Source organism: Bacillus sp. FJAT-27245 (assembly GCF_001273955.1).
Classification (GTDB): Bacteria; Bacillota; Bacilli; order Bacillales; family Cytobacillaceae; genus Bacillus_D.
Window position 1 is genome coordinate 117,708 of record NZ_LIGI01000001.1, and the last position, 19,763, is coordinate 137,470.

Annotated in this window: 17 protein-coding genes; 11 read left to right on the forward strand and 6 right to left on the reverse strand. The window is 46.1% G+C overall.

What is annotated here, in order from left to right; genetic code table 11:
- Positions 1 to 47: 47 nt before the first annotated feature.
- Entirely contained in the window at positions 48 to 1,373 is a 1,326-nt protein-coding gene (locus ADU24_RS00660) for a hemolysin family protein (protein ID WP_053364840.1), read from the reverse strand.
- 651 nt (positions 1,374 to 2,024) lie between these two features.
- On the opposite strand from ADU24_RS00660, the gene ADU24_RS00665 reads away from it, so the two are divergent.
- On the forward strand, positions 2,025 to 2,384 hold the full coding sequence (locus ADU24_RS00665; protein ID WP_053368714.1) for an anti-sigma regulatory factor: 360 nt from the start codon (positions 2,025 to 2,027) through the stop codon (positions 2,382 to 2,384).
- A 122-nt stretch (positions 2,385 to 2,506) separates the two neighbouring features.
- Here the strand turns inward: ADU24_RS00665 and ADU24_RS00670 are convergent, their stop codons facing one another.
- From ADU24_RS00670 to ADU24_RS00680, 3 genes are all read right to left on the reverse strand, one after another.
- Positions 2,507 to 3,784: a cation:dicarboxylate symporter family transporter gene (locus tag ADU24_RS00670; protein WP_053364841.1), complete on the reverse strand. Its 1,278-nt coding sequence runs from the start codon at positions 3,782 to 3,784 to the stop codon at positions 2,507 to 2,509.
- A gap of 311 nt (positions 3,785 to 4,095) precedes the next feature.
- On the reverse strand, positions 4,096 to 4,677 hold the full coding sequence (locus ADU24_RS00675) for a DedA family protein (protein ID WP_053364842.1): 582 nt from the start codon (positions 4,675 to 4,677) through the stop codon (positions 4,096 to 4,098).
- Between the two features lie 271 nt (positions 4,678 to 4,948).
- The gene (locus ADU24_RS00680; protein WP_082306766.1) at positions 4,949 to 6,613 is read right to left on the reverse strand and encodes a mechanosensitive ion channel; all 1,665 of its coding nucleotides are present in this window, start codon (positions 6,611 to 6,613) and stop codon (positions 4,949 to 4,951) included.
- Positions 6,614 to 6,770: 157 nt separating this feature from the next.
- On the opposite strand from ADU24_RS00680, the gene ADU24_RS00685 reads away from it, so the two are divergent.
- Positions 6,771 to 7,676, forward strand: a complete 906-nt coding sequence (locus tag ADU24_RS00685) for a diacylglycerol/lipid kinase family protein (protein ID WP_053364843.1) — start codon at positions 6,771 to 6,773, stop codon at positions 7,674 to 7,676.
- 19 nt (positions 7,677 to 7,695) lie between these two features.
- Here ADU24_RS00685 and mgtE read toward each other — a convergent pair whose 3' ends face one another.
- Complete coding sequence (mgtE, locus tag ADU24_RS00690; RefSeq protein ID WP_053364844.1) at positions 7,696 to 9,054, reverse strand: magnesium transporter; 1,359 nt, start codon at positions 9,052 to 9,054, stop codon at positions 7,696 to 7,698.
- A 269-nt stretch (positions 9,055 to 9,323) separates the two neighbouring features.
- On the opposite strand from mgtE, the gene ADU24_RS00695 reads away from it, so the two are divergent.
- The 7 genes from ADU24_RS00695 to uvsE all read left to right on the forward strand — a co-directional run bounded on the left by ADU24_RS00695 (position 9,324) and on the right by uvsE (position 17,303).
- On the forward strand, positions 9,324 to 10,100 hold the full coding sequence (locus tag ADU24_RS00695; protein ID WP_053364845.1) for a hypothetical protein: 777 nt from the start codon (positions 9,324 to 9,326) through the stop codon (positions 10,098 to 10,100).
- A gap of 449 nt (positions 10,101 to 10,549) precedes the next feature.
- Positions 10,550 to 10,846, forward strand: a complete 297-nt coding sequence (locus ADU24_RS00700; RefSeq protein ID WP_053364846.1) for a hypothetical protein — start codon at positions 10,550 to 10,552, stop codon at positions 10,844 to 10,846.
- Between the two features lie 38 nt (positions 10,847 to 10,884).
- Positions 10,885 to 11,955 (forward strand): D-alanine--D-alanine ligase, encoded by a 1,071-nt coding sequence (locus ADU24_RS00705; RefSeq protein ID WP_053364735.1) that lies wholly within the window; start codon positions 10,885 to 10,887, stop codon positions 11,953 to 11,955.
- A 430-nt stretch (positions 11,956 to 12,385) separates the two neighbouring features.
- Positions 12,386 to 13,774, forward strand: coding sequence for a UDP-N-acetylmuramoyl-tripeptide--D-alanyl-D-alanine ligase (locus ADU24_RS00710; protein ID WP_053364736.1), 1,389 nt, complete (start codon positions 12,386 to 12,388; stop codon positions 13,772 to 13,774).
- 40 nt (positions 13,775 to 13,814) lie between these two features.
- Positions 13,815 to 14,528: an alpha/beta hydrolase gene (locus tag ADU24_RS00715; RefSeq protein ID WP_053364737.1), complete on the forward strand. Its 714-nt coding sequence runs from the start codon at positions 13,815 to 13,817 to the stop codon at positions 14,526 to 14,528.
- A 206-nt stretch (positions 14,529 to 14,734) separates the two neighbouring features.
- Positions 14,735 to 16,216, forward strand: coding sequence for a DEAD/DEAH box helicase (locus tag ADU24_RS00720; RefSeq protein ID WP_197277454.1), 1,482 nt, complete (start codon positions 14,735 to 14,737; stop codon positions 16,214 to 16,216).
- A gap of 121 nt (positions 16,217 to 16,337) precedes the next feature.
- Positions 16,338 to 17,303, forward strand: a complete 966-nt coding sequence (uvsE, locus tag ADU24_RS00725; protein ID WP_053364847.1) for a UV DNA damage repair endonuclease UvsE — start codon at positions 16,338 to 16,340, stop codon at positions 17,301 to 17,303.
- 210 nt (positions 17,304 to 17,513) lie between these two features.
- Here uvsE and ADU24_RS00730 read toward each other — a convergent pair whose 3' ends face one another.
- Entirely contained in the window at positions 17,514 to 18,098 is a 585-nt protein-coding gene (locus tag ADU24_RS00730) for a rhomboid family intramembrane serine protease (protein ID WP_053364848.1), read from the reverse strand.
- Positions 18,099 to 18,215: 117 nt separating this feature from the next.
- Between ADU24_RS00730 and acpS the strand changes: the two genes are divergently transcribed.
- Both acpS and ADU24_RS00740 read left to right on the forward strand, forming a co-directional pair.
- The gene (gene acpS / locus ADU24_RS00735) at positions 18,216 to 18,569 is read left to right on the forward strand and encodes a holo-ACP synthase (protein ID WP_053364849.1); all 354 of its coding nucleotides are present in this window, start codon (positions 18,216 to 18,218) and stop codon (positions 18,567 to 18,569) included.
- A gap of 166 nt (positions 18,570 to 18,735) precedes the next feature.
- Entirely contained in the window at positions 18,736 to 19,758 is a 1,023-nt protein-coding gene (locus tag ADU24_RS00740) for a LolA family protein (protein ID WP_053364850.1), read from the forward strand.
- Positions 19,759 to 19,763 lie beyond the last annotated feature (5 nt).

Sequence of the window (19,763 nt, forward strand, 5' to 3'; positions counted from 1 at the left end):
GCCTAAACAAAAGGAACCTTTCCCAATGGGGGAAAGGTTCCTATTTATCACTCTTCAAGCTGTCCGGCTGGCAGCTTTACTTCGGACTGTTTAATTTCTACATAGAGAATCTGGTGTCCATCCACATCAATTACCTTAAAGTCATACCCTTCTTCATGGAGTATGTCGCCAATTTTAACGTCATACGTATGCGAGAGGATCCAGCCGCCCAGTGTATCAATATCCTCCGCGGGAATCTCAATCCCAAGGATATCGTTTACATCTTCGAGAAGCACCTTCCCACTCATGATGTAATGGCCATCTTTAATTTTCCTTATATCGGCAACCTCGTCAGCATCAAATTCATCGCGGATTTCCCCGACGATTTCTTCCAAAATGTCTTCGACGGTCACAAGTCCGGCCGTCCCCCCATATTCATCGACCAAAATGGCCATATGGGTTCGCTCTTTTTGCAGTTTTACAAGGAGCTCGTGAATCGGGATTGTCTCAATGACATGGATGATCGGCTTCATAAAGTAGGTGAGGGGCTTTTCTTTTAACGCCTCAGGCTTTAATGTTGCCGTCAGGATTTCCTTAATGTTGACCATTCCAGCCACATTGTCTTTATCCCCAACTACAACAGGATAGCGCGTATACTTTTCCCGGCGAATCGTTTCAAGGATTTTCTCCATGCTGTCATCGATGGAAAAGGTCACGATTTCAGTCCGCGGAACCATAATTTCCTTCGCAATCCTGTTGTCGAATTCAAAAATATTATTAACATATGTTAATTCGGATTGATTGATTTCCCCTTTTTCATAGCTTTCGGAAAGGATAATCCTCAATTCTTCCTCAGAGTGGGCCAACTCGTTCTCGGAGGCGGGCTTTAAGCCAAAAAGGCCGGTAAGGAAACGCGCCGAACCATTCAAGGCCCAAATAAAAGGATACATAATCTTGTAAAAAGTAATAATCGGCTTGGCGAAGAATAATGCGACCGCTTCAGCTTTTTGGATTGCAAAGGTTTTTGGCGCCAGTTCACCAACAACAACATGTAAAAAAGTAATGAGCGAAAAGGCAATCCCAAACGAAATAACTTTGGAAATCGATTGGTTCAATTGAACATTATCGAAGATTGGCTTAAGCAATGCCATTACAGTCGGTTCACCAAGCCAACCGAGGCCAAGTGCTGTTATGGTGATGCCGAGCTGGCAAGCGGACAAATATTCGTCCAAATGGGTGATGACGTGTTTTGCTGCCTTTGCCCCTTTTCTGTTTTCTTCAATTAGTTGGTCAATTCTGGAACTCCGGACTTTGACAATTGCAAATTCTGTGGTGACAAAAAAAGCTGTCAACGCAATTAGAACGAGAACTAGCAGCAAATTAAATGCGATCAATGGAATGCCCTGTAAACCAGGGCTACACCTCCTATTTTTACACGGTGGATTGTGCCGTTTGCCTGATGGCGAAGCTAAATCTCTATTAGTATTATTATTAGCAAAACATGAATGGACTTGGCAACTTTAATTATTCGGCCCACATGGGAAAACTGAAGGTTCATGACGAAAAATATTGGGAAAAACCTGTACATGTTCTTCACTTTCCGACAACAAATACCGATAGGATGATTTAATATTTTCATAAGAAAACAATAACAAGCACCCTATAATCACTTTTTAAGACAATTAATGGGATTTTAACGGTAAAAAAGTTGGGAAAATTGGTTTAGTAACTTATTCCTGTAGTTATTTGTAAGGTTTTCCAGTATACTTGAGAAGTAAAAACCATGAAATTATGCGGTTTTAGGAGAGTTTCCTATCGAATTATTCCGTTTTTATTATAAAAATTCTGCCAAAAGGTGCGGCGAGCTGCATGAAAAACACCGCCAATAAGCCAGGAAGGATTTGCAAGGCCTTTCTGGCTTATTTTATAAGGGGGGATCAATGGTGGAGGTTTTTGAAATCACAAAAGTAATCGGCCAGGATCGCCTGTTTAATGGACATTTTCCGGACAAGCCGGCTATTGAAATAAAGTCCGAAAGCGATATTATGTCCGCCCGGCGGATTGCGCGAGAATTAGCTAAAGAGCTTGGTTTCAGTGCGTTCGACCAATCCCGCATTATTACACTTATTTCCGAATTGGCGCGCAATATCTTCAAATATGCCGGCCAGGGCTATATTTCTATTGAAACGATAAAAGGGCGCAATGGAGCGACAGGTGTAAAAATCCATGCCGTCGATTGCGGACCCGGAATCCTGAATGTCAATCGGGCAATGGAACAAGGCTATTCAACTTCTGGCAGCCTTGGAGCCGGGCTTCCCGCCATTAAAAGGATGGCCGATGAATTTTCAATCCAGACAGCTGAAGGCAAGGGAACGTATGTAAAAATCACAAAATGGCTGAATTAAACTGTTAATTTAGAATGCAAACATAGTTCATATACCACGTCCAATCCATCCTTAAACACAAGGATGGATTTTTTTATTAAAAAAAATGGCCCCCTGATAAAAAGGGAGGCCAAAGGAACAAATTATAGAGCCGCTGGCTGGCTGTCTTTAACTTCAGCAAGGTAAGCGGCGGCTTTGGATTCGTCGTACTGCTTTTCCCACTTCGACATGACGATTGCTGCGAGTGAATTACCGACAACATTCACCGCTGTTCTGGCCATGTCAAGAATCCTGTCTATGCCTGCAATAAATGCCAAACCTTCAAGCGGGATGCCAACCGTTCCAAGTGTCGCCAAAAGGACGACGAATGATACTCCCGGAACGCCGGCAATACCTTTGGATGTCACCATCAATACAAGCAAAAGAGAAAGCTGCTGGCTGATGCTGAGATCGATGCCATACATCTGGGCAATAAAGATTGCCGCGAGGGCTTGATAAAGGGTTGAACCGTCCAGGTTAAAGGAGTACCCCGTTGGAATAACAAAGGAGGTAATGGCTTTCGGGCAGCCGAACTTCTCCATTTTTTCCATCAGCTTCGGCAGTACCGTTTCCGAGCTGGCTGTCGAATAGGCAAGGATTAGCTCGTCCTTAAGGATTATAAACAAATGGAAGATGTTGATACCAAAAATCCTTGCGGTTATTCCCAGGACGACAATCACGAAGAAAACCATCGTTCCGTAAGTCGTTAGTAAAAGCTTGCTGAGCGGAACGAGGGAACTAACCCCGAACTTGGATACTGTTACGCCAATCAGGGCAAAAACCCCGAAAGGAGCAAACTTCATGATTTGGTTCGTAACATAAAACATCGCATCAGCCGTTCCCTGGAAAAACGCCAGGACAGGTTTTCCTTTTTCCCCGATTGCGGCTACCCCTAGACCAAAGAATACGGAGAAAAAGATGATGGCGAGCATATCGCCCCTTGCAAGGGAATCAATGATATTCGTTGGGACAATGTTAATGAATGTATCGGCCATACTATGGCTTTTGACCTCTTCTGTCGTGGACACATAGCTGCCGATGTCGCCTTTTGTGAGGGCGCCCATATCAATTCCTGTTCCCGGATGGAACAGGTTTGCCGCAACCAATCCGACCAGAATGGCAATTGTTGTTATAATCTCGAAATAGATGAGGGTTTTACCGCCTAGTTTCCCTAACTTTTTAATATCGCCAACTCCGGCGACCCCAACAATAATGCTGGAAATGACAATAGGGACGACAATCATTTTAATTAGACGGATGAAAATGGTTCCAATTGGCTGCAAATAAGCTTGTACGGATGGATTTCCGTAAAAAACAGCCCCAACGGCAATCCCGAAAACAAGCCCGATCAGGATTTGCCAAGCTAAACCTATTCTTTTCATAAATCATTCCCCTTTGCATGTAAAATTCACCTTCGAAAAAACGTACCCTTCATTTTAAATTGCGGGAAAATTCAAGTCAATGTTAAAAAATAGTAACAAAATAGTTGACCAATGAATTCGGAAACTAAATTTTTGGCATGAGTGATTGTGGGAGGCAATCCTTTGCCACTGAGGGAATTGGGAATTGAATAAAAAGGGATGATTTTACTTTAACAGGTTTTTATTTATGTTTTGTGACAAACTTCTGACATTTTCGAGGATATACGAAATTTTTTTTCGAAAAAAAAGATTGCCGAATATCCGGCAATCGATTATTTCTTTCTTTTTATGTAAATGTACGCTGCGCCAAGGACGATGGCGACCCCAAGAGCCGGAATTACATATGGCTGGGCGACTTCCTTAATGTTAACCCAATTTTCACCAAGAACTACCCCGAGATAAAGGAAGAAAATTGTCCATGGGATAACAGCCGCAATTGTATAGAGGGTAAATTTCGAAACCGGCATTTTTGAAATGCCTGCAGGGATTGAAATTGCATGCCTGACTACCGGAATGAATCTGGCGGAAAAAATAACCCCCGCGCCATATTTTTGAAACCACTTTTCGGCTAAATCAATGTGGTGGCTGTTAATAAAAACATATTTTCCGTATTTTTCGAGAAACGGACGCCCGCCATAATAACCGGCCCAATAGAGGAACAACTGGGCAAAAGTGCCGCCGATTGTCCCGGCAACGACCGCGAGCGGAAAATTAATTGTCCCCTGGGAAATCATATACCCGCCATAGCCAAGGACAATTTCGCTCGGGATAATCTCAATCATCAGGCCAATGGCAATACCGAGATAACCGAGTTCAGACAAGGCGGTCAATATATTGAAAATAAACTCCTTCATGTCACACCTGCTTAAAAGTAATATCGTATACTAGTTTATCTCAGAATACGGTGAGATACAATCACGGTCCGGTCCTCCAAATTCCTATCCGCCATAATTTTTGATAAACACTATTGTTCAATTGCAGAGTATTTCAATCAAACGTTTGATTGAAATTTGCAGATACATTCTACTGGCAGCATTTCCACTGTAAAGAGGTTTTGCTTTATGGAATACCGAAAGCTATTCGGAAAAAACACCGCCGGGATCGCTCCAGCGGTGTTTCAACTTCCTACAAATTATGAAATGGATTATCGGGATCATTCGGATTATGGTTGTTCGGATCCGAAAATGGTTTTTCAGTTGGATTTCTGTGGCCAGGATGTCCGCCAGCCATTGGGTTTCCGGGCTGGCCTCCAGTGCCCATCGTATTTCCCCCATGGGCTGCGGGAGGTTTTACGACAGTTGTCTGCTCAAGCTTCTGGTCAAAACGTGCAAGATATTTGGCGGCAAACTCCCGGCCCCCAAGGCCAAAGGAAAGGCCGAATGCGAGGGCGAGGCCTCCCAAAGTTAATATAAAGGCCGCGTTGACAATGGATGCGGCAACCCCGAGCTGGTCAAGTGCCATGAAAACCGAAATCGCAATTACTGCGTATTTTGCGACGGATGAGAGGAGGCCGTAGTGTGGGCCCTGAAGCATGCTTGCCAGCAGTTTTTTAACAAAATTGCCGACCCAAAGCCCAACCATCAGAATAATTACCGCGGCCAGCACATTCGGCAGGTACGCGATAACGCCTGTTGCGAGCGTAACCAGGAAGTCAAGTCCGACAAGGTTCAATGCCTCAACAGTAAACAACAGGACAATGAGTACCTGGGCGACCGTTCCAACGATTTTTGATAAAGACAATGTGGAAGCAGCCCCATCCCCAATACCGATACCTTTCATGAAAACGTTGAAGCCGGCGCGCTCAAGCAACCCGGTTACGAAATTGTTGACCCATTTTCCAATCCATACGCCAACCAGCACCATCAAAATGGCTACAACGATATTTGGAATCATTGTGAGTACATCGTTCAGCATATGGATGGCCGGTGTTGAGATGCCTTTTAAATCAAGCCTTTCGAGTGCGGCGATGGCAGTCGGGATCAAGATGAGAACAAAAGCAATTGTCCCGATAACCGAAGATAGGCTTGTCCCTTCAAAAAGCCTTTTCGCGCCAAATCGCTCTACAAGCCTTTCTGCGCCAAGCCCTTGAAGCAGATTTGTAACGATATCCCGGACAAGCTTCGCCACGAACCAGCCGACAAGGATGATTAGCGCAGCAGAGAATAGTTTCGGCAGGAAGGCCAGCATGCTGCCGAGCATAGTGGAAAACGGTCCGGAAATACCGTTGATATCAAGTGCCGCGAGCACACCCGGAAGGAACATGAGCAGGACCAGATAAAAAACAATCTTTGCGATCCTGTCGGCCAGCTGTCCGGGGCCTTCGCTGTCCTGGGTGATATTCAGCTTCTGCGCCCATTGATGCGCCCTTAATGTCCGGCCGCCTTTTCGGATCAGCATGCTTAATCCGGTAGCGACAAGCCATGCAACAACAAGGATAAGCGCCGCTTTTAATATGCTTGGGATCGCGGAAGTAATCGCGGTAAGCATCGTGACAAGCGGGCCGGCAATGGTGTGCAACCCAAGAATATTAAAGAATAGGATAAAAACGAATACCAAAATTAAATAGTAGATAATCTTGCTGATAATTTTTTCTGACGAATACTTCTTGTCGTTTGCATTGGAAAAAAGGCGATTATCGAGGTTTGACTTTAACAGGGCCTTATATACGCCCTTTTCGATTGCCTTGGCGATTAACCAACCGATGAGGAGAACAGCCAAGGCCACCAAAAAATCAGGGAGCCTGTAGACGATCCGATCCCAGCCGCTCCAGAATTGATAGTTACTTTCCAATATACTCCACTCCTTCTGCGTTTCCCTAAATTAGCGGGTTAATGGTGATATACCCGGGAATGGGTTGGCTAAACTGTCTGTAGGCCATATGTTACTAGACGGGAAAAAGCGGGGTATAAGGATGGTTAATAGGTGATTTTTAACGGGAGGGACGATAATGGCCGACTATAAACGGGCTGTCCTGATTTATAACGGAAATGCCGGGCAGAAGGACATCGAGAAAGTGCTTGGGGAATGCATMCCCGTTCTCAGCCCCGCCATACAAGAATTGTTGCTTTTAAAAACGGAAAAGCCCGGCCATGCCCGGGAGCTTTGTGCCGAATTTGGTGAGTCGGCTGATCTTGTCATCATCCTTGGTGGGGATGGGACTGTCCATGAGTGTATAAACGGCCTTTCCTCCCTGAAAAAAAGGCCAATCCTGGCCATTTTGCCTGGCGGGACATGCAACGATTTTACGAGGACTCTCAATATTCCACAGGATATCAGGAAGGCGGCGGAAGTAATTGTAGCGGGAGCCCCTGTCCCGATTGACGTCATGAAAATTAATAGCCAGTTTGCCCTGAATTTTTTAGGCGTTGGGTTGGTAACAGAAGCATCCAATAATATAAAAGAATCCGAGAAAGCATTGCTGGGCAAAGTGAGCTATTACTTAAGCGCAATTAGGACAATGAGGGAGATGGAACCATTTCGGTATGCAATCGACTGCAATGGGGAGCGTTTTGTAGGAGAGGCGGTAATGATCCTTGTGGCAAATGGAAGGTTTATCGGGACAAACCGGCTTCCTTTTCAGAATATTGATGTGGATGACGGAAAGGTGAATGTTTTCGTTATCAAAAATACGAATTTGGCGCTAGTTAGGGAACTGCTCGCCAATGACGTTACAGTGGATAACGGAGATCCGGCTTGTGAACTGTTCCATTGCAGCGGAGAGGAAATCATGATTCAGACGGCGGAGCCGATGGAGGCAGATACGGATGGGGAGGTTTACCTTGAAACACCGGTGTCTATCACGGTATTGAAGCACCATCTATTGGCTATTGCCCCGCGAGACAATGAAAATTAAAAAAGGGGCGGATGCCCCTTTACGTTAGCTTGTGCAAGAACATTGTGGCTATTCCAAAGTAGGTGATGAGCGAAAAGATATCGTTCAAAGTGGTGATGAGCGGCCCGGACGCAACGGCTGGGTCAACTTTAAAATGGTAAAGCACGAGAGGTATAACCGTTCCGGCAAGAGTTCCAATGATGAGGGTGAGGAAGAGGGAACTTCCAACAACAATCCCTAGTATATAACTGTCTTGCCAAACAAAAGCAATAACGGCAATAAGGAGGGCGCATGTCAGGCCGATAATCAGGCCAACCCCTAATTCCCTTGAAATCAGGCGGGCGATAACCTTTTTGTCAATATCGTTCGAAATCAGACCCCTGACGACAACGGCAAGCGATTGTGTCCCGGTGTTCCCGGTCATGCCGGAAATCATTGGCATAAAGAATGCGAGGGAGACGACTTTTTCCAAGGTTTCGGAATAGGAACTGATAATCTTTCCGGAGACCAGGCCTATAAAGAGGAGAAGAATAAGCCAGGGAAGCCTTCTGTATGCTGCAACGAATGCCTTCGTGTCAAAGTCAATCGATTTTCCGGAAGCCGACAGTTTTTCAATGTCTTCGTTCGCTTCCTGGATGACAACGTCGATAATATCATCGACCGTTACAATTCCTACCAGGACATTCTCTGAATTCACAACCGGAATAGCCATGAAGTCATACCGTTCAATCATCCTTGCTACTTCTTCCTGGTCGGTCATATCGGATACGGAAATGACCCGTTCGTACATAATCGTATTAATGGCCTCGTCCGCATCTGCAATAAGCAGGTCGCGGTAGGAAACAACCCCCACAAGGCGCCTTTGTTCATCGATTACATATAAATAATTGAGGGTTTCGGCAAAATCGGCAAATGACTTAAGCTTGCCGACCGCATCCCGGACAGTATAGTAATTTCGAATCCAGACGAACCGGTTCGTCATGAGACGTCCGGCAGTTTCCGGTGGATAGTTCATGATATCGCGGACGATTTTCGACTCTTCTATTTTCATTCCGGACAGGAGAGCGGCTATTCTATCTGGTGACAGCTCTTCAAGAAGGGAGGCAAGGTCGTCATTATCCATCAGGTCAAGGACTTTACCCGTTTTTTCAATCCCCAATTTGTTCAGGACTTCATGCTGTTCTTCTGTATCAAGCTCCTCGAGCAAATCGGCGAGAAGATGAGGATTCAGGAATAGAAGGAAACGAGTCTTGTGTTTTTCCGGGAAGCTTTCATACAGCTTGCCCACATCATATGGCTGGAGTTCATCAAGAATTGCTTCGAAATCCTTCTTTTTGTTTTCTTTGATGGCTTTAATTACCTGAAGGGTAATCTGATCGACTGTCATGTTTTTAATCATGCGCTCACGCTCCTTTCCGGCAGCCTTGCTGCCATGATACATTATATGAAAATTAGCGCTGAATTGAAAATAAAAAAACGAAAAAGAGCAGGCCAGTCCATGTTTCTGTCACAGGATTCCCAAATTTTCGCATAAGTAGCCAGACTGCCTGAGGGAACCTTTGGTGATAATAATACCCATGTTTTTGTAAACGAAATGAAATGCGAATTTTCCACCGGATTTTGTTATGATGGGAAGGGAACTTTAATACAGATTGGAGGAGTTTGCCTTTGAAAAAGCATCATCGGGACGTACGCGGCCTCATCTATGTCCATTTAAACCAGCAAGCCCAATATGTTATGTCCTGCGGCATCGAATTCAGTGAATTCACCGCTGCTTTTTCAGGCTTTGCAAATCATCTCCTTTTATTGAAACATCAATTCGATGATGGGGAATACAACCGCCATACTAGGTTTGAATACGTACAAAGAGATAAGATTGCAAAGCTTGCCCATGATGATGTGAATGGGTATGGGGACTTTTGCTGGGTCGATTTTGACGAAGAGGAAGCCCTGAACGAACTGAACGGCCAGGATATTGCCGAGCTCCTTTATCTGGGCCATATCAAACAGCATCTAAGGCCTCCATTTTATAATCAGCTCGGCAACCGGTTCGTTTATCTTGCCCATGACGATGGCTGGTTCAATAAAACATACTATCGAAATCTAATGGACTTTTTTACAATGCTTAGCTATGTAATTCCTTTGAAGCTAGGTGATTTGAAAGTAGAAAAGACCCTGTTTGGAATCCGGAAAAAACGTATCTACCCGATCTTGAACAAAGAGCTGCTCCTCTCCCTGACTTCTTTTATGAAGGAAGGTATCTGCATTTCCGTCAGGGATGCCGATACCCAAAGGGGAAGGGTTGAAATCCCTATCTGGGTTATCGGAGATTTCGCAAATATGGACGATATGGCGGAAGCCTATAGCAAATCGGCCGGAAAACCATGCCATGCGAAAATCGTTTTTGATAAAAAAACGAAAGACTGGAGATTGTTCGTTAGTTAATCCAGCCGGAAACAAGCGGGCATCAGCCATTCTGTTCCACTGGAATACATATTAGGATTGTCTTGCAAATAAAAGATATCGAAGGCATGTCAGCAATGAGGCAGGGAGCCCACCCAATCATACTATATGATAAGGAACTTCCTGCCTGGAAAAAATGGCAATTTTGTGATTGGCGGTTTTTGGCCGGGCTGGCTCCTTCATAAACCTAATAGAAGACAAAACGATATCGTACCTATATTCCTTTTCATGATGGTAAAATAGGAAAGCCAGATTCATATACTATATAGGTTAAAATAAATAATTACACTATCAGTTTGAAATGTAAGTTGATTGGAGCGGAGGGCGCCGACTCCGGCGGGATGCAGCGGCAAGGTGGAGACCCCTAGAAAAGTGGAAGCGCCTTGGTCAGCCCCGACAAGCGCTGGAGGGCCTGAAGGAGAAGTCGCTCTTTGACTTCACCTGAAGGACCAAGCGACCTCGAGGGGCTAGGCGCTGCAACTAGACAAACAGGCGCTAGCGCCGAGGAGGCTCCACAAAAAATGCTCCTGCGCCACAGATTATTCGAGGAAGTGAATCTTCAGCTCGTCGCAAAGCTGCACGGAGCCAATTCACAGATGTTTCTCGAGAAGTTGATACAGGTAGCTGCTTCGCCCCGCGGAAAGCGTGTGCCCGGAGTGGAAATCAACAGCAAGGTTATACTAGCCTATACAATTTTTGATTCAACCTATATAGCGAAAATTATATAGTTGGGTTTGCCCATGGCATTAATTTACGGAGGTTCGGTATGAAAACAAAATTAGGATTGTTATATGGCGGGAAATCCGCGGAACATAAAGTCTCATTGCAAACCGCAATGGCTGTAATCAAAGCGCTTGATGTTGAAAAGTTCGATATTTTTCCAATCTATATCACGGAAGAAGGAAAGTGGGTGAAAGGCCCGCAGCTTCAAGGGCCGATCAGCTCTGTAAGAGAGCTTGAATTTTCCCCGGAAGCGGCAGAAGGAAAGCTTGCTCCCGCCATTTTTGCGGGAAACGACAATGATGGCGGACTTGATGTAATCTTCCCGCTTTTGCACGGGCCGAATGGAGAAGACGGTACTGTTCAGGGGCTGTTGGAATTATTGAACCTTCCTTATGTAGGGAATGGTGTGCTCGCCTCGGCTGCGGGCATGGATAAAGTAATCATGAAAAACATTTTTGCTGAAGCAGGCCTTGCTCAAGTCGATTACACCTTCTTTATCCGAAGTGAATGGGAGGCGGATAAGGCAGGGGCTTATGAAAAGATTGAGAACAAGCTTGGCTATCCATGTTTCGTGAAGCCGGCAAATCTTGGTTCCAGTGTCGGGATCAGCAAATGCCGGAACCGCGGGGAACTGGAGAAGGCGTTTTCGGAAGCGTTCCTTTTTGACAGAAAAGTAATCGTTGAAGTCGGGGTAACCGCCAGGGAAATTGAAGTTGGCGTTCTTGGCAATGACCATCCGGAAGTATCGGTTGCAGGTGAAATCGTCCCGAAAACGGATTTCTATGATTACAAGGCGAAGTATGAGGATGGGGACACAGCTCTGATCATCCCGGCAGATGTTGATGGAGAAACATACGAGCGTATCAGGGACATGGCAATCCGGGCCTTCAAGTCGCTTGATTGCTCGGGACTAATTAGAGCGGATTTCTTCTTAACCGAAAATGGCACTGTTTTAATCAATGAAGTAAATACGATGCCTGGTTTCACGCCGTTCAGTATGTTTCCCCTCCTTTGGAAGCATACCGGGGTGGAATATCCAGAACTTATTGAGAGGCTGGTTAGCCTGGCGCTCGAAAGGCATGCGGAAAAACAAAGCATTAAATATACATTTTAAGGAAAAGACGGGCGGGGACACGGCAGTAGCGGTGTCCTTTTTAAGGCTACCCAATCGTTGGGCCAAATTGCATCGCCCGGTCCTTATTCGTCAAGAAATTATGCCTTGGCATAATTGAGGATTTTCGAGGAGCGCCTAGCCAGTTTCCCTCGCGAAGGCGCTTGCGCATTTTGTTTTTGTCTAGGAAATTATAGAAATGAACCTTGTGGATAACTCGAATTAAGTTATTGTAATCCAGCTCCACAAGGAAAGCTACGGCAGCATAACATCGCACGAAGGAAAAGTGTTCTTCTTTTCCGAGGAGCGCCTAGCCCCTCTATGGTCTAAGCCGGTTCCCTCCGGAGGGCAGGCCCATCCTGCGGGACCTTATCTTTGCTTGTCGGGGCTGACCAAGGCGCTTGCGCATTTTGTTTTTTAGGAGGTAATCCGATTGATTCGGAAAACGATTAACGAAATCATAGACATGATTCCCGTACTCAATGATGTTTCACCATTTGGAGAAACCAGGATAACAGGAGTTAGTATCGATACCCGGAAAATAAAGAAGGGCAATTTATTCATTCCCTTTAAGGGTGAAAAGGTTGACGGCCACAAGTTTGTGGAAAGCGCGATTGAAAATGGCGCAGTTGCCGCCCTTTGGCAGAAGGATGCCCCGAATCCACCCGAAGGCATTCCGCTCCTGATTGTGGACGATTGCCTTGAAGCGCTTCAGGAACTTGCTAGGAGCTACCGCAGCCAAATTGGCGTTAAAGTCGTCGGGGTTACTGGCAGCAACGGAAAAACAACGACAAAGGATATGGCGGCAAGCCTCCTTTCGACAAAATACAAAGTCCAGAAGACAGAAGGAAACTATAACAACCATCTCGGCCTTCCGCTCACCGTTTTAAATTTGGATGAGGATACGGAAATGGCTGTCCTTGAAATGGGGATGAGCAGCCGCGGGGAAATTTCCTTTTTGACGAGGCTGGCACGTCCGGAGGCTGTCATTATTACGAACATTGGCGAATCCCATTTACTTGATCTTGGATCTAGGGAAGGAATTGCCGAAGCCAAGCTTGAAATTCTTGAAGGTTTGCAGGAAGGCGGAATCGCCGTCCTGAATGGGGACGAGCCGCTTTTAATGGAGAGGGTTTCCGGGATTGGCGCTGGGATCCATTTACAAACATTCGGTCGCGGTGAATCGAATGATATGTACCCGGTTGAAATTACCCAATCCACTCATGGAAACGAGTTCCGGGTGAATCTTTCGGATGAGCGTTTTTACCTGCCCGTTCTCGGAACGCATAATATTATGAATGCGATGGCCGCCATGCTGGTTGCCCGCCACTTCTCGTTGTCATTCGAGGAAATGGCGGAAGGGCTTAAATCGGTCAGGCTGACGCAGATGAGGATGGAGCTGTCGGAAGGGTTAAATGGCGAAAAAATTATCAACGATGCCTATAATGCAAGCCCGACCTCCATGAGTGCGGCTATTGAGCTTGTCGCCAATCTGGGAGGATATACGAAAAAAATTCTCGTGCTTGGCGATATGCTTGAATTAGGCCCGCTTGAAAAGGAATACCACCATAAGATTGGTGAAATGCTTGACCCTGGGAAGATTAACCTTGTCTTTACCTACGGGAAGCTTGGTTCCCTGATCGCCGAAGGAGCGAGGAAGGTATTGGGGCGTGAAAGGGTTTATGCATTTGAAGAAAAGGAAAAGCTAAGCAAGGAACTAAAGAAACACACAAATTCCGATACATTGGTTTTGGTTAAAGCTTCTAGGGGAATGAAGTTGGAAGAAGTGGTCGCCTTCCTGCAGAAGGAGGAAAGCCATTAAAGTACTATTGTTCAACTTTAAGCTTCCGGGGTGATCAAGCATGATAGGCTGTTTATGCATCCATGGTTTTACAGGTGCACCATATGAAGTCGAACCGCTTGCCGACTATCTTAAAAGCAGGCACCCCGATTGGGTCTTTCGGATTCCAACCTTGCCGGGGCACGGGGAAACCCTTTCGCTAAGAGGGGTGAAATTCAAGGAATGGATCGCTTATGCTGAAAGGGAATACATGGAGCTGGCCGAGCAGTGCGATACAATCTATGTGATCGGTTTTTCGATGGGCGGACTGATTGCCGGATACCTGGCCGCAAATTACAAAGTGGATAGGCTCATCCTCCTGAGCGCCGCCGCTTATTACCTTAACCCAAAGCAGATGGCTGCAGAATTGAGGGAAATGGCCAGGGACTTGATTAACGGAACCTTGGAGGAAAATGAATTATTTTCACGCTATAAACGAAAAATAACGGAAACGCCACTGTCCGCAGCGCTCCAATTCAGAAAGTTGGTTGCTTTTATCAGGCCCCAATTATCGTTGATTGAAGCGCCGACTTTTATTGCCCAGGGAGAGAGCGATGGACTCGTTCCTCCCAAGAGCGCTGAATTTTTGTATCAATCGATACCCGCAGAGCATAAAAAGCTGGCGTATATAAAAGAATCAGCCCACCATATTTGCCATTGCCGGGAAAAAGGTGCCCTTTTTTCCCAGGTAGACGACTTTCTTGAGGGGATACCTGTCCTGCCGGAGTCATGTTAGCGTAGGTTTGCTTCATTGCATTATCAGGCCGGAAATGGTATGATAGGCACCAACGTGTCTAAAAGGTAGTCATTACAGGGCATACTCCTTTGGGAGAATGTCTTTTTTTTGCTAAAATAGAGAAATGAAAACGGAACTTGCTCTTATGTGGATTCGGGACGTTTTTCTGCACGCATACTATATTTAACAGCAACACATGAAGGAGAATGAAAACATTGACCAAGTTTGAAGATTTAGGCATTAGCCAACAAACGTTAAAAGCTGTCCTTAAAATGGGCTTTGAAGAAGCTACGCCCATCCAGGCGGAAACCATTCCATTAAGCATGGAAAATAAAGACCTTATCGGGCAGGCCCAAACGGGAACTGGGAAAACCGCTGCCTTCGGGATTCCTCTAGTTGAAAAAATCAACCCTTCTAACCATGCCATCCAGGGTATCATCATTGCCCCAACCCGTGAGCTTGCCATCCAGGTGTCCGAGGAACTTTATAAAATTGGCGCCGGTAAACGGATTCAAGTACTTCCTATTTATGGGGGGCAGGATATCAGCCGCCAAATCCGTTCATTGAAAAAAGGCCCTCATATCATCGTCGGTACTCCAGGGCGTGTCATTGACCATATCAACAGAAAGACTATGCGCCTTGACCAGGTTCATACAGCTATCCTTGACGAAGCGGATGAAATGCTGAACATGGGCTTCATTGAAGATATTGAAGCGATCCTCGCTGCGATTCCAGCTGAACGCCAAACGCTGCTTTTCTCTGCCACTATGCCGGCACCTATCCAGAGGATGGCCGAAAAGTTCATGAAGAACCCGCAAATTGTCCGTGTAAAAGCGAAGGAAATGACTGTTCCATCAATTGAACAGTACTATCTTGAAGTTCAGGAAAAAAATAAGTTTGATGTACTGACAAGGCTTCTTGATATTCAATCCCCGGAACTGGCTATTGTATTCGGGCGTACGAAGCGCCGCGTTGACGAACTGGCCGAGGCGCTGACACTCAGGGGCTATACGGCTGAGGGAATCCACGGGGATTTGACCCAGGCAAAACGAATTTCTGTGTTAAGGAAATTCAAGGAAGGTTCCATCGATGTCCTTGTTGCGACAGATGTTGCCGCGCGCGGACTGGATATTTCAGGCGTAACCCACGTTTACAACTTTGATATCCCGCAGGATCCGGAATCGTATGTCCACAGAATCGGACGAACAGGCCGTGCCGGAAAAACAGGCGTTGCCTTAACATTCATCACTCCGCGCGAAAAGTCCTATCTTGCAGTAGTTGAAAGGACAACGAAGCGCAAGATGGAACGGATGCTGCCGCCAACCCTTGATGAAGCGCTTGAAGGACAGCAAAAAGCGGTTGTTGAACGGATTGAACAAACAATTGAGTCCAATAATCTCCAATACTACAAAGCAGCTGCCGCGGAGCTTCTTGAAAACAATGACGCTTCGACTGTGGTCGCAGCTGTTCTGAAGATGCTGACGAAGGAGCCTGATACAACTCCGGTCAAGCTCACAGAAGAGGCTCCTCTTCCACAAAGAAGGGACCGCGATCGTAAGCCTTTCAACAGAGGAGGCCGCGGAGATTCCAAAGGTGGTTATGACCGCCGCAAAGGCTCCGGCCGTTACGGTGAAAAACGCCCATACGAAAAGCGCACCGGCGGAAAGCCACGCAGCTACAATAAATAATAACCTCTTTAGCGCAGGTCCCCGATTGGGGCCTGTGCTTTTTATTTCCAAGCAGCCAAGCATATGTTTTTCGGGGCCAAAAGGCATCCTAAAAATAAAGCTTTAATTGGAGGGATGCCAAATGACCGTAGTCAGGCTCGGATACGTGGCAATGAGCACAATTGTAGAGCATTGCTCCCCGTCACAAACAATGACGTTCGCCCAATTCAAGAGGCTGAAGGACAGGGAAGCGGCGATTCGGAAACTGGAACGGATTGCCCTTTCCAACCTTGCGAATTGCCTCCGGCTGCTCCGGCATAACCTCGCGAATGACATCCGATTTTTCCGGTTCAGTTCACGGCTCATCCCGCTTGCGAACCATGAGGAATTATCCGGCTGGGATTACATAACCCCTCTCGAGGAAGGGTTTAAAAATATCGCATCCTTTTTAAAAGAGCATCCTTCGCGCGTTGATTTTCATCCGGATCATTTTGTTGTCCTGAATACAAATAAGAAGGATATTTTAAAAACGTCCATCCAAACACTAGGAATGCATTACCACATGTTAAAGGAAATGGAAATTCCTCCTGTGCACCGCTGTGTCGTCCATATCGGCGGCGGGKATAATGATAATGAAAAAGCTTTGGAAATGTTTATTCACAATTGGGGGTATCTTCACCCGCACCTGCAGGAGATGATCATGCTTGAAAACGATGATACGACATTTACGTTAAAGGAATGCCTGTATTTATGCGAAAAGCTTGGCATTCCCTGTGTATTCGACTATCATCACCACCTTGCCCATAGTGGCGGGGCAGGATGGGAGGAGGAGTGGGAGAGGGTAATCGGTACATGGTCAGCGTCCCCGCTTCCCATTAAAATGCATATTTCAAGCCCGAAGTCGGATAATGAGTTCAGAGCGCATGCAGGGTATATCGACTCCGCGATGTTCCTTGAATTTCTGCAAAAAATAAAGGGTTCGGTGCCGGAAATTGATTGCATGATAGAAGCCAAGGAAAAAGATGCCGCCCTGTTCCGGCTAATGGAGGAATTAAGGAGTGAACCAAGCATTGAAATAATCGACCAGGCTTCGTTCAGAATCAGGTAGGTTCATCCAATCGTGCGGCAATGCCAGTCCTTCGGTATACTGGATGCAGAATAAACCGGAAAATTGAATTTATGGAAAGTGTTCGAGTTTTTCAGGAAAGCGGGAGTGCTTGTACGCTGTTCAACTGGCTTTCCAGCGGCGCTTGCTGCCGGCCCTTGCCAAATTTGTTTGAGTAGCGTCTTTGGGTTCCCTTGCCCGCTTTCTGGAATGCTATTTGCGGCCTGCAACCGCGCCGAGCATGAACCCAGCCAATAGTCCGAACAGATGGGCGGTAATATTGATGTTGGGCTGGAGAAATGTCATGACTACACTGATGGCGGCAATTGTCAGGATGACCTGGCTATCCTGGCGCGACATCCCTCTTTTCCTCAGGAAGACAATCGCGATATAATACCCGAACAAGCCGAAAATGGCGCCGCTTGAACCGACATGGCTGAAAGTTATCGGTTCAATTAGATACGTCGCGATATTGGCGGAAATGCCGGAGATGAAATACACTGCCAAAAACTTTACGCCGCCGAGCATCCTTTCGAGCCCCGGGCCAAAAAGGACTAGCGAAAAGCTATTGAACAGAATATGGGAAAAGCCGGCATGCATGAAGATGGGAGTGACAAGCCTCCAAAGCTCTCCCTCCGCGATATAAAGATTGAAGCCCGTAAAGGTTGAGATGATCCAATAATTTGGAAAGATAGGAAGAACGGAAGCGAGATAAAAAATCAGATTAATAGCGATAATTAAAGATACGATTGGGTAAAAACGGATAAATTGGCCGAAGCTTTCGGTTCTCGTAAACATGTGGCCCTCCTATGGCTGCTTAATTAAGCGATACCTACATCTTAGCCGGAAGTAGCAGACAAATCCATTCAGGTAAATCGTATGCTTGCAAAATAGCTGTTAGAAGGAAGTTGGACAATGATTAAAGGAATTGGAATCGATTTAATTGAAATTGGCCGAATTAAAGAGCTAATGGAAAAGCAGGAACGGTTTCCTGACCGCATATTGACCGGGAGGGAAAAAGAAGAATACAGCCTTCTGCCGAACGGGAGAAGGGCTGAATTCCTCGCGGGAAGATTCGCGGCAAAGGAGGCATTTTCCAAAGCACTCGGTACCGGCATTGGCGCTTCACTCTCTTTTCAAGATATCGAGGTAGGCAAAGATGCACTTGGGAAACCGTATTTCGTCCGTCCGGAAGAAATGAAAGCCCATCTTTCCATCACCCACACAAAGGAATATGCCGCGGCATATGTTGTCATCGAGGAGAGCTGAACAGGCTCTTCTTTTTTGTTAAGAACCGTCCCATAATTCAATCCATTCGTTAACATATTGTCCATGGTTGTCTCATATATTCATAATGACACGGGAAAGACAGGCAGCAGGGCGACCGGATGCCGCTTTCCAAAACGATGATATGAGAACAGAAGGGGTTGAAAGAATGGGGAAAAAGGTGTTGCTCGTCATTGCCGGGTTGCTGGCTGTTTTGGCCCTGTCCGCCTGTGGTTCAAAATCGCAGGAGTCCGTCCGGGAGCAGCTCGCGGGTAAACTTGAAAAGCTGTCAGGGTATAAGGCGAATGCGACCATGACACTTTCGATGGGAGCCAAGCCGCAAGTGTATAAAGTTGAGATTTGGCATAAAGATCCTTCCTACTATCGCGTAAATCTGAAAAACGCAAAAAAGGACCAAAGCCAGATGATTCTCAGAAATGATGAAGGAGTTTTTGTCTTGACTCCGGCATTGAAGAAAAGCTTCCGTTTCCAGAGCGACTGGCCTAAAAACAGCAGCCAGGCGTACCTGTATGAATCGCTTGTAAAAGATATTGTCGCCGATAAAGAGGCGAAATTTTCATCGACAAAGGATTATTATGTTTTTGAAACAAAAACCCGTTACCAAAATAACCAGATGCTTCCTACCCAGGAAATCAAGTTGAATAAGAAGGATTTGTCTCCTGCGATTGTCAGGGTCATGGATGCCGACAGGAATGCGCTTGTCACGGTGGAATTTTCCAAGGTGAAATTCAACGCCAATTTTGATAAGGACGACTTTGAAATGAAGAAAAATATGACTCGTGCACAGATTGGTATGCCTGTAATGGCGGAAGCAGGCAAGCAGGACACCTCCTTTACCGTCAAATACCCTGCTGAACAACTTGAGGGGGTTTCCCTGCAGAAGGAAAAAGAGGTTGCCATCGAGGATGGAAAAAGGGTTATTTTAACATATGGCGGAGCCAAAACATTTACGCTCATCCAGGAGAAAAGGGTGGTTGAACCTGCTTCTGCATCCTATCCAATTGATATGAACGGCGAGCCGGTCGACCTCGGCTTTACGGTTGGCGCACTTACAAACCATACGTTAAGCTGGTCCCAGGATGGGGTCGACTATATGATTGCCTCCAATGATTTGACAAAGGATGAAATGGCGTCCCTGGCGATGAGCGTGCAGGGAGAAATGTCTAAATAGGAAAA

Bases quoted from the DNA above. Each gene is read 5' to 3' on its own strand.
- ADU24_RS00730 (WP_053364848.1), bottom strand. From the start codon at position 18,098: ATGTTTACGAGAACCGAAAGCTTCGGCCAATTTATCCGTTTTTACCCA.
- ADU24_RS00715 (WP_053364737.1), top strand. From the start codon at position 13,815: ATGATAGGCTGTTTATGCATCCATGGTTTTACAGGTGCACCATATGAA.
- ADU24_RS00670 (WP_053364841.1), bottom strand. From the start codon at position 3,784: ATGAAAAGAATAGGTTTAGCTTGGCAAATCCTGATCGGGCTTGTTTTC.
- ADU24_RS00705 (WP_053364735.1), top strand. From the start codon at position 10,885: ATGAAAACAAAATTAGGATTGTTATATGGCGGGAAATCCGCGGAACAT.
- ADU24_RS00675 (WP_053364842.1), bottom strand. From the start codon at position 4,677: ATGAAGGAGTTTATTTTCAATATATTGACCGCCTTGTCTGAACTCGGT.
- ADU24_RS00665 (WP_053368714.1), top strand. From the start codon at position 2,025: ATGTCCGCCCGGCGGATTGCGCGAGAATTAGCTAAAGAGCTTGGTTTC.
- ADU24_RS00720 (WP_197277454.1), top strand. From the start codon at position 14,735: ATGAAAACATTGACCAAGTTTGAAGATTTAGGCATTAGCCAACAAACG.
- mgtE (WP_053364844.1), bottom strand. From the start codon at position 9,054: ATGATTAAAAACATGACAGTCGATCAGATTACCCTTCAGGTAATTAAA.
- ADU24_RS00740 (WP_053364850.1), top strand. From the start codon at position 18,736: ATGGGGAAAAAGGTGTTGCTCGTCATTGCCGGGTTGCTGGCTGTTTTG.
- acpS (WP_053364849.1), top strand. From the start codon at position 18,216: ATGATTAAAGGAATTGGAATCGATTTAATTGAAATTGGCCGAATTAAA.